This is a genomic window from Micromonospora mangrovicola, from assembly GCF_047200535.1.
Classification (GTDB): domain Bacteria; phylum Actinomycetota; class Actinomycetes; order Mycobacteriales; family Micromonosporaceae; genus Micromonospora.
In genome coordinates, this window is record NZ_JBJZOG010000136.1 from 1 (window position 1) to 13,404 (window position 13,404).

13 protein-coding genes are annotated in these 13,404 nt (G+C 75.0%); all 13 read right to left on the reverse strand.

What is annotated here, in order from left to right; translation table 11 throughout:
* On the reverse strand, positions 1-218 hold a 218-nt coding region (locus tag ACL02O_RS31015; protein WP_412821739.1), incomplete at its 3' end, for a hypothetical protein.
* Positions 219-223: 5 nt separating this feature from the next.
* Complete coding sequence (locus ACL02O_RS31020) at positions 224-1,990, reverse strand: thiamine pyrophosphate-dependent enzyme (protein WP_412821730.1); 1,767 nt, start codon at positions 1,988-1,990, stop codon at positions 224-226.
* A 193-nt stretch (positions 1,991-2,183) separates the two neighbouring features.
* On the reverse strand, positions 2,184-2,669 hold the full coding sequence (locus tag ACL02O_RS31025) for a DUF421 domain-containing protein (protein ID WP_412821731.1): 486 nt from the start codon (positions 2,667-2,669) through the stop codon (positions 2,184-2,186).
* Between the two features lie 91 nt (positions 2,670-2,760).
* Complete coding sequence (locus tag ACL02O_RS31030) at positions 2,761-2,943, reverse strand: hypothetical protein (protein WP_412821732.1); 183 nt, start codon at positions 2,941-2,943, stop codon at positions 2,761-2,763.
* 144 nt (positions 2,944-3,087) lie between these two features.
* Positions 3,088-4,989, reverse strand: a complete 1,902-nt coding sequence (locus ACL02O_RS31035) for a chloride channel protein (protein ID WP_412821733.1) — start codon at positions 4,987-4,989, stop codon at positions 3,088-3,090.
* 59 nt (positions 4,990-5,048) lie between these two features.
* Complete coding sequence (locus ACL02O_RS31040; RefSeq protein ID WP_412821740.1) at positions 5,049-6,428, reverse strand: NADH-quinone oxidoreductase subunit N; 1,380 nt, start codon at positions 6,426-6,428, stop codon at positions 5,049-5,051.
* Positions 6,429-6,457: 29 nt separating this feature from the next.
* Positions 6,458-7,942 carry a complex I subunit 4 family protein gene (locus ACL02O_RS31045; RefSeq protein WP_412821734.1) on the reverse strand — a complete coding sequence of 495 codons (1,485 nt, stop codon included), beginning with the start codon at positions 7,940-7,942 and terminating at the stop codon, positions 6,458-6,460.
* A 3-nt stretch (positions 7,943-7,945) separates the two neighbouring features.
* Entirely contained in the window at positions 7,946-9,868 is a 1,923-nt protein-coding gene (locus ACL02O_RS31050) for an NADH-quinone oxidoreductase subunit 5 family protein (RefSeq protein WP_412821735.1), read from the reverse strand.
* Positions 9,865-10,158: an NADH-quinone oxidoreductase subunit NuoK gene (locus ACL02O_RS31055; protein ID WP_412821741.1), complete on the reverse strand. Its 294-nt coding sequence runs from the start codon at positions 10,156-10,158 to the stop codon at positions 9,865-9,867. The genes ACL02O_RS31050 and ACL02O_RS31055 overlap by 4 nt, the downstream gene beginning before the upstream one ends.
* An 8-nt stretch (positions 10,159-10,166) precedes the next feature.
* On the reverse strand, positions 10,167-10,700 hold the full coding sequence (locus tag ACL02O_RS31060) for an NADH-quinone oxidoreductase subunit J (RefSeq protein WP_412821736.1): 534 nt from the start codon (positions 10,698-10,700) through the stop codon (positions 10,167-10,169).
* A 2-nt stretch (positions 10,701-10,702) separates the two neighbouring features.
* The gene (locus ACL02O_RS31065) at positions 10,703-11,626 is read right to left on the reverse strand and encodes a complex I subunit 1 family protein (RefSeq protein WP_412821737.1); all 924 of its coding nucleotides are present in this window, start codon (positions 11,624-11,626) and stop codon (positions 10,703-10,705) included.
* Positions 11,623-12,957: a hypothetical protein gene (locus ACL02O_RS31070; protein WP_412821738.1), complete on the reverse strand. Its 1,335-nt coding sequence runs from the start codon at positions 12,955-12,957 to the stop codon at positions 11,623-11,625. The genes ACL02O_RS31065 and ACL02O_RS31070 overlap by 4 nt, the downstream gene beginning before the upstream one ends.
* Positions 12,948-13,271, reverse strand: coding sequence for an NADH-quinone oxidoreductase subunit A (locus ACL02O_RS31075; RefSeq protein WP_412821742.1), 324 nt, complete (start codon positions 13,269-13,271; stop codon positions 12,948-12,950). The genes ACL02O_RS31070 and ACL02O_RS31075 overlap by 10 nt, the downstream gene beginning before the upstream one ends.
* Between the last annotated feature and the right edge of the window lie 133 nt (positions 13,272-13,404).

Consider the following 13,404-nt stretch of genomic DNA (forward strand, 5'->3'; position numbering starts at 1 on the left):
AGGGGGACAACCCCCCCCCCCCCCCCCGCCACGGTCCGGGGTACGACCACGCCGAGCGGGACCTGGCGGTAGTTCGAGGCGTCGGTGGAGTACGCGGCGCGGGAGCCGGCGTCGAACCGGACCTCCCCGTCGACCTCGGCGCGCAGGTCGGCGGCGAGGGCGTCGAGGTCGATGTCGTGGGCCGGTTCGGGTGGGCGCAGGACCGGGGCGGGCAGCAGCTCGGTCATGAGCGCAGCTCGTTGATCTTGTCGCGGGCGACGGTGGCGAGGGTGGCCACCTTGTGCGGCTGGCCGCGCAGGAACGCCTCGGTGAAGTGTTTCGCCTGGTCGTACTCGACCTTGCCGGGCATCGGCGGTTCGTTCGGGTTGACGACACAGTCGACCAGCGCCGGACCGGGGTGGGCGAGCGCCTCCCGGATCGCGCCGGGCAGCGCCTTCGGGTCGCTGACCCGAGCGCCGTACCCTCCGCAGGCGCGGGCCCAGCCGGCGAAGTCGGCGTCGGGCTGCTGGTGCCGCACGGCGTACTCCGGGTAGCCGAGGATGATCTGCTCCCAGAGGATCTGCCCGTAGGCGTTGTTGTTGTTGACGATCACCTTGATCGGCAGTTCGTGCCGAACGGCGGTGAGGAACTCGGCCATCAGCATGGCGAAGCCGCCGTCGCCGACGAACGCGATGACCTGCCGGCCGGGATACGCGTGCTGCATGGCGACCGCGTACGGCAGGCCGGGCGCCATCGTCGCCAGGTTGCCGGAGAGGTAGAACTCCCGGCCGTCGCGGATGGTCCAGTGCCGCGCCGCCCAGGTGGCGATGGTCCCCGAGTCACAGGTCAGGATGGCGTCCGGGGTGGCCGCCTCGTCCACGCAACTGATCAGGTACTGCGGGGCGATCGGGTCGCGGGTCGGGTCCTGCAGGGCCACCATGTTCGAGCGCCAGGTCTCGTGCTCCTTCTGGTACCTCGTCAGGAAGGACCGGTCGGTGCGGGCCTGGATCAGGGGTAGGAGCTGTTGCAGCGCGAGCTTGGCGTCGGCGGTGACCGGCGCGTCCACCGGCAACCGCATGCCGATCAGGCTGGCGTCGACGTCGATCTGGACCACCCGCGCCTGTCCCGGCGACGGCAGGTACTTCCCGTACGGGTAGGAGGTGCCCACCATCAGCAGGGTGTCGCACTCCTCCATCAACTCCTCGCTCGGCTTGGTGCCGAGCAGGCCGAGGCCGCCGGTGGTGAGCGGGTGGTCGTCGGGGACCACCATCTTGCCCGACAGGGTCTTGACGATCGGGCTACCCAGCGCCTCCGCCACGGCGAGCACCTCGTCCCGGGCGTGCCGGGCGCCGATGCCGACCAGCATGGCGACCTTCTTGCCGGCGTTGAGCACCTCGGCGGCACGGGCCAGGTCCGCCTGGTCCGCGGGCAGCGGAGGCTGCGACGCCGCCGGGCTGCTCTTCGGTGGCGTCCCGGGGCTCACGTGCCGGTACGGGTCCTCGCCGGCCGCCGCCACCTGCACGTCGTTCGGGAAGGTCAGGTGCACCACCGTCCGCTTCGCCAGCGCGTTGCGGATGGCGATGTCCACCAGCCCGGGCATCTGCTGCGGGTTGGTCACCATCTGGTTGTAGGCCGCCACGTCCTGGTAGAGCAGCGTGGTGTGCACCTCCTGCTGGTAGTGCTGCCCGAGCACCGAGGTCTCCTGCATGCCGGTGAGGGCCAGTACCGGCACGTGGTCGAGCTTGGCGTCGTAGAGCCCGTTGAGCAGGTGGATCGCGCCGGGCCCGGAGGTAGCCGCGCACACGCCCAGCCGCCCGGTGGCCTTGGCGTAGCCGGTGGCCATGAAGGCCGCCGCCTCCTCGTGGTGCACCAGCACGAACCTCAGCTTCTCCCGCTGCCGGCGGAAGCCCTCCATCAGGCCGTTGATGCCGTCGCCGGGCAGGCCGAACACGGTGTCGACGCCCCACTCCACCAACCGTCGGGCCAGGCTCTCGCCCACGATCTCCTGCACGTCGTCCTCCTCGTTCCGGGGGTCGTACCGTCCCGGTCCGTCCGGTCGGGCCGAGCGGCGACCGCGGCTCGGCGGCGGTGGGCCGGGTCCGCCGGACCGGACACCGTGCGCGAGTGCGGATAGTTAGGCGGCTACCCGCCTTTCGATGCGGCAAACCGGCTCGACCGGGCGATTTCGGCTCGCGCACCCGCGCTCACGCGCTGTCGCGGGGCAGCACGGACAGCCGCCCCTGCTTCTCCAACACGGCCAGCCGCACGGTCCGCGGGTCGCTCACCCCGTGCTGGCGGAGCAGCTCGTCCAGGTCCGCCCGGGTCAACCCGATGCGGCGCAGCTCCTCGTGCCGCACCCGCCCCTGCGCGATCACCACCACCGGCGCCGGCTCGAGCATCCCCCGGCCGGTACGGGTCCGCCGGACCCGCGTGAACAGCGCGTGGGTGGCCAGGATGACCAGCAGGGTGATCGCGCCGGCGAGGAAGCTGGCGTCCCGCACGGTGGGTAGCCGCCCGACGATGGCGCCGACCGCGATGGCGGCCACGAAGTCGTACGGGGACAGCTCGGCGAGGGTGCGCCGGCCACTGACGCGCAGCCCGACCACGGCGGTGACGTAGAGCAGGAACGCCTTGACCGCGACCCAGGCCAACCGGCCCGGCTCGCCGATCAGCTCCGCGAACACGGTCACGGCTGGTCCGCCGGCTCCGGAGGCCGCGCGGGGTCCGCGCGCCGGCTCCGGTCCCGCCGGCGGTGCCGGGCCAGCGGCGGCGGCCGCACCGTCAGGCGCGCCGGCCGGACCGGGCCAGGGCGTAGCCCAGCAGCAGACCCACGGCCACGGTTGCCACCGCCCGGACGGACAGGGCCGAGCGGAGCTTGTTGAGGCCCTCGCGCGGATCCACCACCGTGCCGGCGACATCGCCGGCGGTGCCGACCAGCACGTCGCCGAACCGACCCAGATTCATCACGCCTCCCCGCCTTCGCCGCCGTCTGCCCCAGGCCGGTACCCGCATCCCGGGCGACGAAACGGCGACGAACCCGCCGGGGTCGACGGCTCAACGGCCCGGGCCCGGAGTCGGGCCCGTTCGCCGGGCCCGACCGGACGCGCGTCAGCGGGTCTCGGCAGCCATGGACGATGTCGGCTCCACCGCCGCCCCGGGCGGTGTGGCCGGTCGGCCCGGCTCGGGTGGCCGCGGGGCGGTCGACCCCCTGGCGACCACGTGCAGGATCTCGCGATGGGTCAGCCAGCCGCTGACCCCGCCGCCCCCCGGATCCACCACCGGCAGGGCGGATCCGTTGCGGATCAGCTCGGCCAGCGCCGTCTCCAGGGGCTGCTCGGGGCGCAACGCGGGCACGGTTCGGGCCAGCTGGGCGGCGGTGACGTCCACCGCGCCGTCCTGGGTCGCCGCCTCCACCTCCGCCGCCAGCACCACGCCCCGGAACTCCCCCTGCCCGTCGACGACGGGCAGGACGGTGTCCGGGTCCGCGGCGAAGCGGGCCGCCAGCTCGCCCAGCGCCGTCTCCGGGGCCAGCGGCACGGGCAGCGGGCGGGCCGCCGCCGCCACGGTCAGCCGGTCCAGCTCCACCGGGACGCCGGCGTCCAGCGCCACGCCGCGCCGGCTCAGCTTCCTGGTGTAGATGGTGTCCGCCGAGAGCAGCCGGGACAGGCCGGCGGCCAGGGCGATGGCCACCATCAGCGGCAGGATGATGCTGTACTCGCCGGTCAGCTCGAACATGATCACCACGGCGGTGATCGGGGTACGGGCCGCGCCGGCGAAGACGGCACCCATCCCCACCAGGGCGTACGCCCCGGTCGGGCCGGTCAGGCCGGGCAGCGTGGCGTGGACGACCGCGCCGAACGCGGCACCGAGCATCGCCCCGACGAACAGCGAGGGGGCGAACACCCCGCCGGATCCCCCGATGCCGATGGTCAGGCTGGTCGCCAGGATCTTGCCGGCCAGCAGGACGAGCAGGAACACCAGCGCGTACCGGCCGGCGACCGCGTCGCCGAGCACCGGGTAGCCGACGCCGTACATCTGCGGCAGCACCAGCAGCAGGCCGCCCAGCAACACGCCGCCGACGGCGGGCCGGAGCCACTCGGGTCCGCGCCAGAGCCGGTCACACAGGTCCTCGATGAAATAGAGGGTGCGGCTGAACCCGACGCCGACCAGGGCCGCGAGCAGGCCGAGCACCGCGAAGAGCAGGTACTCCCAGGGCGAGGCGACCTGGAAGGCCGGCAGACGCAGGAAGGGCACGTCGCCCAGGATCGCCCGGCCGATCACCCCGGCGGTCACCGCGGCCAGGACCACCGCGGCGAAGGACTCGACCGCGAAGTCCGCGAGGATGAGCTCGAGGGCGAAGAAGACACCGGCCACCGGGGTGTTGAAGGTGGCCGAGATCCCGCCCGCGGCGCCGGCCGCGACGAGCAGGCGCAGCCGGGTCTCCGGCAGCCGCACCCACTGGCCGACCGTGGAACCGAGCGCCGAGCCGATCTGGACGATCGGCCCCTCCCGGCCGACCGAGCCGCCGCCGCCGATGCAGAGGGCACTGGCCAACGCCTTGACGGCGGCCACCCGGGCCCGGATCCGGCCGCCCCGGCGCGCCACCGCGTACATGACCTCGGGAACGCCGTGGCCACGGGCCTCCCGGGCGAACCGGTGCACCAGGGGCCCGTACAGCAGCCCGGCGGCGACCGGGGCCAGCACCACGAACCAGCGGCCCAGGGCCGGCAGGTGCGGGTGGGCGGCCCCCGGGACGGCGGCGTAGTCGGGGTGGCCGGAGAACAGCCGGGTCGCCGTGCCGATCAGCCAGCGGAACGCCACCGCGCCCAGGCCCGCGCCGGCACCGACCAGGACGGCGAGCACCAGCAACCCGGTCGAGCCGCCACGGATCTCGTCGACCACCCGCACCAGCGAGCGGCGCGGCAGCGTGACGGCCGGGCGGGAGCCGCCGCTCCGCGTCCAGGGGGGAGTGGGCGCGATCCGACGCGCCAGGAGACCTGCTCGTTGCATAAGGCAATTGTTGCACGGTTACACGATGACGCGGCGCGACGGGGGCAGGACCCCCGGTGTCAGCGCTGGAGCGTCTGCTCCACCAGCCGGTAGACCGGCACGGTCGCCACGGCGCCGAGCAGCGCGGCCCCCGCCGCGACCGCGCCGCTCACCGCCAGCGCCCGGCGGCGGGTCGCCCGAGGCAGCGCCGGTCGCCGGTCGACACCGGAGAAGGCGGGCACCAGCCAGCGCAGGTAGTAGAAGAGACTGGCCAGGGTGTTGGCCGCAGCCACCACCACGAGCCAGGCCAGGCCGCCGTCCCAGGCGGCGGTGAAGACCAGCAGCTTGCCGGCGAAGACCGCGGTGGGCGGGGTGCCCACCAGGCCGAGCAGGCAGATCACCAGCGCGGCGGCGGACCACGACCGCCGGGCCGCCAGGCCGCGATAGCCGGCCAGGTTGTCGTGCGGCTCGGCGGCGAGCACGGCGAACGCCCCCAGGTTCGTCACCGCGTACCCGGCCAGGTAGGCCAGCAGGGCCGGCAGGGCGCGGTCCGCGCGGCCGGCGACCGCGACGGCCATGAGCAGGTAGCCGACCTGGCTGACCGTGGAGTACGCGAGCAGCCGGCGGGGGTCGGCCTGGCCGAACGCGGCGAAGTTGCCCAGGGTCATGCTCACCGCCGCCAGCACCGCGACCAGCAGCGGCCAGTTCACCACGTCGACCGGGACGACGGTGAACAGCCGGTACGCCGCGAGCAGACCACCGAGCTTGGGGATGGTGGTCAGCAACGCACCGGCCGGGATCGTCGCACCCTGCACCGCGTCGGGCACCCAGAAGTGGCCGGGCACCGCGCCGATCTTGAACAGCAGCCCGGCGAGCACACCGACGACGCCCACCGCCACCGCCACGGACGGCGCCGCCGCCAAGCCGTCGGCCAGCCGGTCGTAGTCACTCGCACCGCCCGCCACGCCGGTGAGCAGGGCGGCGCCACCGAGCAACGCGACCCCGAGCAGCGCGCCGATCAGATAGACCTTCAGCGCCGCCTCCGCGCCACGCCGGTCCCGGGCCCAGCCCGCCAGGGCGGACAGCGGCACCGAGGAGAGCAGGTAGGCCACGGCCAGCAGCAGCAGGTCGGACGCCCCGGCAAGGAGCACCGCGCCGAGGGTGGCGAGCAGGGTCAGGACGTGGAACTCGGTCTCCCGCCGGTTGCCGGCCACCCGGCCACTGGCGATGCCGACGACGAGCAGGGCCGCGACCGGGATCAGCAGCCGGGCCGTGGTGGTGGCGGCGTCGATGGCGTAGCTGTGTCCGTACACGGTGCGCCGCGCACCGAGCGCCGGGAGCGTGGCGGCGACGGCGGCGACCAGGGCGGCCACCGCCACGCCCCGGGCCATCCACTGCCGGTCGCGGGGCAGGAACGCGCCGGTCAGCAGGGTCGCCACGGCGCCGGCGAGCAGGACCATCTCCGGCAGCAGGGCCAGCGGGTGCTCGTTCACCGGCCGACCAGTTCCACGACCGCACGGGCGGCGGGCTCGACGACGTCCAGCAGCAACCGGGGGAACACCCCGATGAGCAGCGCGAGCGCGAGCAGCGGGGCCACCGCCGCCATCTCGGCGACCGTGACGTCGGCGGCGGCCGACAGGCGGTGCCGGGTGGGGCCGAGGAAGATCCGGTGCAGCGCCCAGAGGAACAGTCCGGCGGTGACCAGGATGCCGGGCAGCGCGAACGCCACCGCGACCGGCGCGGTGCCGAGGCTGCCGGCGAAGATCTGGAACTCCGCGATGAAACCGCTGAAGCCGGGCAGGCCGAGGCTCGCGAACGCGGCCACCGCGGTCAGCGCGGCGAAGCGTGGCGTGTCGGTCGCCAGTCCCCCGTACGCGTCCATCTGGTAGGTCCCGCCGCGGTGGTACAGCACCCCGGCCAGCAGGAACAGCGCGGAGGTGATCAGGCCGTGGCTGACCATCTGGGTGACCGCGCCGGTCACCGCGACCGACCGCGCCTGCGCGTCGGACCCGGCCACCAGTCCGGCCGCCCCGACGGCCAGCACGATGTAGCCCATGTGATTGACCGAGGTGTACGCCACCATCCGCTTGAAGTTGGTCTGGGCGAGCGCGACCAGCGCTCCGTAGAGGACGCTGACCAGGCCCACCAGGACGATCACGAGCGCGTACCGTCGCCAGGCGGCGGGCAGCAACGGCATGGCGATCCGGACGAAGCCGTAGGTGCCCATCTTCAGCAGGATCCCGGCCAGCACGGCCGACCCGGCGGCCGGCGCGTCGGTGTGCGCCGGGGGCAGCCAGGTGTGGAACGGGAACGTCGGCGTCTTGATCGCCAGCCCGAGCAGGATCGCGAGCAGCACCAGCCCGCCCGCGGTGCCACCGGTCAGCGGCGGGTCCCGGGTGAGCGCCAGGATGTCGAAGGTGTGCGGCCGGGCCGCGACGTAGAGACCGATGAAGCCCAGCAGCAGCGCCAGCGAGCCGAGGAAGGTGTAGAGGAAGAACTTCAGCGCGGAACGCCGGGCGTCGGCGCCGTGGCCCCAGCCGGCGATGACCGCGTACATGCCCACGATGGACAGGTCGAAGAAGACGAAGAACAGGATCAGGTCGAGCGCGACGAACAGGCCGAGACAGGTGGTCTGCAGGGCGAGGAAGAGCGCGGCGAACTGCCGGGGCCGGGGCTGGCGGCGCAGCGAGTAGACGGCGCACGCTGCGAAGACCACTGCGGTGAGGGCGAGCAGCGGCAGCGACAGGCCGTCCACTCCGACGTGGTAACCCGCCCCCGCGCCGGGTATCCACGGCCGGTTCGTCTCGTACGCCACGCCCCGTCCCGGGTACGCCCACCAGACGGCGAGGATCGCGGCCAACTCGACCAGGCTGAGCGCGATCCAGAGCCAGGACACCGCCCGGTCCGGCAGTCCCCGCCACAACAGCAGGACGACCGCCAGGGCCAACGGCGCGAACACGATCAGGGAGAGCATCGCCTACCTCGTCAGCAGCAGGAGCAGCACGGCGGCGGCGAGCGCGACAACCGCCTGGACGTAGTACTGGTGCACCAGGCCGGTCTGGGGCCGCCGGGCCGCCCGCCCCAGCCGCCGGGCCGCCCCGGCGAGGGCCTGCACCACCCGGTCGACACCACCGTCGTCGACGCGACCGGCACGCACGGCCAAGCCCCGGGTCCCGTCGGCGAAGGCGGTCACGGCCCGGTCGAGCCCGGTGTCGTCGAACCGGGCCAGCCGCCGGGCGAGCCCGGTGGCGGCGCTCGGCAGGGTGTGCACCGCCCGGTCGAGCACCCGGTCGTCGAACCGGGCCAGGACCCGGGCCAGCGCGAGGGTGGGCCGCACCACGGCCTGCCGGGCGGCGGCGTCGAGGCCCAGCCACGAGCGGGCCCAGCCGGGGGCGGGCAGCCGATCGGGGCCGGCGACGGCCACCGCCACCCCGACGAGGGCGAGCAGTCCGGACAGCAGCAACTCCGCCGCCGGCACCCGCGGCGGAGGCCCCTGCCCGACGCTCCGGGCGACCGCCTCGACGAGCGGCGGCAGGGCGAGGCAGCCGAGCACCGCCGCACCGCCGGCCAGGACGACCAGCGGCACCCGTTGCCCGTACCGGACCTCCCGGGTGCCGGGCCGTTCGGTGTCGTAGCCGGCCTCGACGCCGGGCGGGGCCGGGCGGAGCACCACGGCCAGCGCGCGACCGGCGTACAGCGCGGCGAGCAGCGCGCCCGCCAGCCCGACCAGGTAGAGCCCGAGGGAGTGTTCGCGGGCCCCGGCGAGCACCTCGTCCTTGGTGGCCCAGAGCGCCAGCGGCGGCACGCCGGCCAGCGCCAGCGCGCCCACCGCGAAGGTGACGCCGACGAGAGGGTGGCGGCGGCCGGCGCCGCGCAGCGCGGCCAGCCGCCGGGTGCCCAGGGCGGTCAGCCACGCCCCGGCGGCGAGGAAGAGCAACGCCTTGGTGGCGGCGTGGGCGACCAGGTGCGCGATCGCGCCGGGGGGCGCCACCGCCGCGCCGAGCACCACGTACCCGAGCTGGGCGCTGGTGGAGGCGGCGAGCAGTTGCTTCAGGTCGGACTGCGCGAGGGCCACCGCGCCGAGGACGAGGGCGGTGAGCGCGCCGCCCCAGGCCGCCACGTCGACCGCCCAGCCGGTGGCGGCGAGCAGCGGATGCAGCCGGACCAGCAGGTAGCCGCCCATCGCCACCATGGCGGCGGAGTGCAGCAGCGCGCTGACCGGGCTGGGGCCGAGCATGGCGCGGGACAGCCAGAACGAGAACGGCAGCTGGGCCGCCTTGCCGAAGCCGGCGGCGAGGACTCCGGCGGCGGCGAGATCCCGCCAGCCGGGCGGCAGGGTGGCCAGCCGGGCCAGGTCGAGCGAGCCGGCACCGGCCAGCGCCGCCCCGGCGGCGAGGTAGAGGCCGAGGTCGCCGAGCCGGGTGGTGAGGAAGGCGGTCGCCCCGGCCGCCACCGGGTCGTCCCGGCGCCAGTCGAATGCGATCAGGGCGTACGACATGGCACCCATCAGTTCCCACGCGAGCAGCAGCACGGGCAGGCTGCCGGCGGTGACGGTGAGCAGGACGGCGGCCAAAAAGAGCAGCATCAGCCCGTGGAACCGGGACCGGTCCTGCCGGATCTCGGCGGCGGCGAAGGCCAGCACCAGCAGGGACACCCCGGCCACCGCCGGCACGACCAGCGCCGCCGGCCCGTCCACGGTCAGCCCCCACCGACCGGCGGGCAGGAACGGCGCGCCGGCCACCGGTCGCGCGACGGCGACCAGCCCGGCGAGGACGGTGACCACCGCGGCGACGGCGAGCGCGACGGCGCCGGCGGCCGGCCCGGCCCGGCGGCCGGCCAGCAGCAGTCCTCCGCCGGCCACCGCCGGGAGGGCGACCAGGCACCACAGGACCGCCGTCATCCCTTCAGCTCCCCGGCCATGTCGGTCATGTCGGCGTCGCTGCTGCGGAAGAGCAGGGTCACCACGGCGAAGCCCATCGCCATCTCCACCGTCATCACCGCGATCACCACCAGGACGAGGACCTGACCGTCGGGCCGCTGCGGGGCCAGGAACCACCAGAGCGCGGCGGCGGCCACGATCACCCCGTTGATCATCAGCTCCAGGCCCATCATCACCATGACCACGGCCTGCTGGCTGAGCGCGCCGTAGAGGCCGACGCTGATCAGGGCGGAGGCGAGGAGCAGGAACATCGGGAGGGTCACGACGGCTCCTCGCGGGCGTCCGGACCGGCGGCGCGGTCGTACCGGCCCCGGGCGGTGGCGAGTACCAGCGCGCCCACCATGGTGGCGAAGAGGACCGCCGAGACGGCCATCATCACCAGCATCTTCTCGCCCATCACCGCCTCGCCGAGCGCGCGGGTGGGATCGGCGGGCGGCCCGCCCCGGCGGGCAGGCCAGGGCACCAGCAGCGATCCGGCGGCCAGGGCCAGGAAGGTGGCCACGCTGACGACCAGGGCGCCCCGCCGGTTGTGCATCATCGACATCGGCATCAGCCCGGCCGGGTTCATCATGAACATGATCATGAAGACCGCCATGATCGCCATCTCCATCACCATCATCAGGATGGTGATCACGCCGAGGTACGCCGAGCCGAGCAGGAGCAGTTCACCGCCGACGGCCACGAACGACAGCGCGAGCGAGAAGGTGGCCCGGGCCATCGAGTCGACGGTGAAGACCGCGATCCCGGCAGCCACCGCGACCACCCCCAGCACGACGAACGCCACGATCGCCATCGTCACCTCCTCACCAGCACGATCACCGCCACGACCAGCAGCTGGAGCAGGGTGGCGGGCAGCACCACCAGCCAGGCCAACCGCATCAGCCGATCGGCCCGCAGCACCGGCACCCGGCGGCGCACCGCCACCAGGCAGCCGAGCAGGGCGACCGTCTTCACCAGGCTCCACAGCCAGCCCGGCAGCACGGGCCCGTGGCCGCCGCCGAGGAAGAGCGCCACCGCCATCGCGGCGCCGGCCGCCAGCAGCGCGTACCGGCCGACCAGCAGCACCAGCCGGTCCACGCCGGCCGGCTCGACCAGCACCCCGCCCGCCAGGTCCGGCCCGACCGGGTAGCCGAACGGACCCGACATGCTGAACGCCAGCACCGCGCCCACGAAGACCAGAAACACCACCGGCATCCACACCACGAACCACAGCCCGCGCTGCGCCGCCACCACGTCGGTGACCCGCAGGCTGCCCGCCGCCAGCGCGGGCCCGGTGAGGGCGAACATCAGCGGCAGCTCGTAACCGAGGGCCTGGGCCAGGAACCGGTAGCCGCCGATCAGACCGTACGTGCTGTTCGCGCCCCAACCGGCCAGCCACACCGCCGCCCAGAGGAGCACGTCCATCGCGTTGAACCAGACGACGCCCACCGGCAGGTCCGCCACCACCCGGCCGCCGACCGGCACCACCACGATCATGAGGAGCGCCACCACCAGCGGACCGGCCAGGCCGAGCCGCCAGAGCAACAGATCCGCCGCGATGATCCGACGCCGGCCCTGGCGCAACAGCCGGGCCAACTCCCACACCGGCCGCCCGGCGCGGGCCGACACCGTCGGGCCGCCGGCCGGGTCGAGGACTCCGTCCAGCACCGCCCCGACCGCCGCGACCGCCAGCAGCGCCACGGCAGCCGGCAGGACGCTCCACCAGGGGCTGCCGGTCATCCCGCCCCCTCCCCCGCCGCGAGCGCCAACTCGTCCGGGTCGGGGTCGAAGGAGGCCAGCACCAGTCGCGCGGCAGCCACGTCCGCCCCGACCATGAGCCGGGTCGCCACGGCCAGGAGCGGCACTGACGGGGGCCGACCGGACACCACGTCCCCGCGCGGCCCGTCGCCGTCGCGCGGCTCCGCGCCGGCGAGCAACCGGGCGGTCTCGTCCAGCCAGCGGCACCACCGGGCGGTCACGTCGCCGCCCTCGTCCGCCGCCCGCGCCGCCGGCCCGCGAATCCCGGCCTCCCGGGCCGCCCGCACGGACAGCACCCCCAGGCCGTCGGTGGCCCAGCGCAACGGGCGGGACCGCCGGGCCCGGCGGTCGAGGGCCCGGAAGCCGTCGTACGCCACGGCCAGCGGCACGTCGGCGAGCAGCGCGTCGCGAAGCCGGCGAGCCGCCGCCGCGCCCGCCGGCCAGCCGGCCACCGCCCAGAGCCGGCCGAGCGAGTCGAGGTGGGCGGCCGCGTGCCGGCGGCGGCGCGACTCCCCCCGGCCGGCGGCCCAGTACGGCTCCCCCACCGGCCCGGCCGGCCCCAGCACCCGTCCGGTGGCGGCCTGCACCAGGTCACCCTGAACGGTCAGCTCGACGACGAGACCGGCTGGCCAGTCGCCCAGCACCGGACCGAGTGGCAGGTGCAGCACGTCCAGCGTCAGGCCGTCGCGGTCCTCGGCTCGCTGCGCCATCATCAGCCCGCCCGGCATGGCCATTCCGCCGCCGCGACCGTCGTGTCCGCCCCCGGCACCGTGGGCCGCGTGGCCGCCCTGCTCTCCCTCGTCACCGTCGCCGCCGTGACCACCGCCGCCCGCACCGTGGCCGCCGCGCCCACCGCCGTCCGCACCGTGGCCGCCGCGCCCACCGCCGTCGCCGCGTTCTCCGCCACGCCCGCCGCCCTGGCCACCGCCGTCACCGTGGCCGCCGACGTCATCCTGGCCGCCGCCGTGGTCGCCGGTCCGCGCGGTCTCGTCGCCGGGACCCGCCGAGGCGAGCCGCCGCCGACCGGCTCGCAGCGCCAGGTGCACCCGGTCCGGCTCGACGACCTCGACGCGGGCCCGGGGCACCGGCAACTGCGCCCAGACCCGCTCCACCGCCCGGGCCAGCTCGGCGCCCGGCGCGCCGGCGACCACGAGCAGATCCGCGTCCGCCGGGTCCCGCACGAGCACCCCGCCGAGCCGGGCCGCTTCCGCCTCCACCGCCAGCCACGCCGCGGTCGCCCCAGGTACCGCCGCAACCAGCAGGTGCGGTCGACGGACCGCCCACCGGGCGAGGCGGTCGGTGATCAGGCCCATCGGAGGGCGCCCTCGCGCCAGGCGTAGACCACACCGGCCATCAGCAGGCCGAGAAAGACGAACATCTCCACCACGGCCGGCGTCCCGACCTGGGCGACCACCACCGCCCACGGGTACATGAAGAGCATCTCGACGTCGAAGGCCAGGAACAGCAGGCTGACCGCGTACCAGCGGACGTGGAAGCGGGACACCGCGTGCTGGCGTGGCGGCAGCCCGGACAGGAACGGGGCGACCGTCAACGGTTCGGCGCGCACGGTGGTCAGCAGCTGCGCGACGTAGAGCGCGGCGACCGCGGCACCCGCCAGGCCCAGCATCGCCACCACGGCGACGAACCCGCTCACTCCGGTCCCCCCCTCTCCGTCAGCCGGTGGTGCCCGTCGACCACGCCGTGCCCCTGCCCCCGCTGCTGCGGCAGGCCAGGCCGGCGGCGCGCCTGCCGCAGGTCGT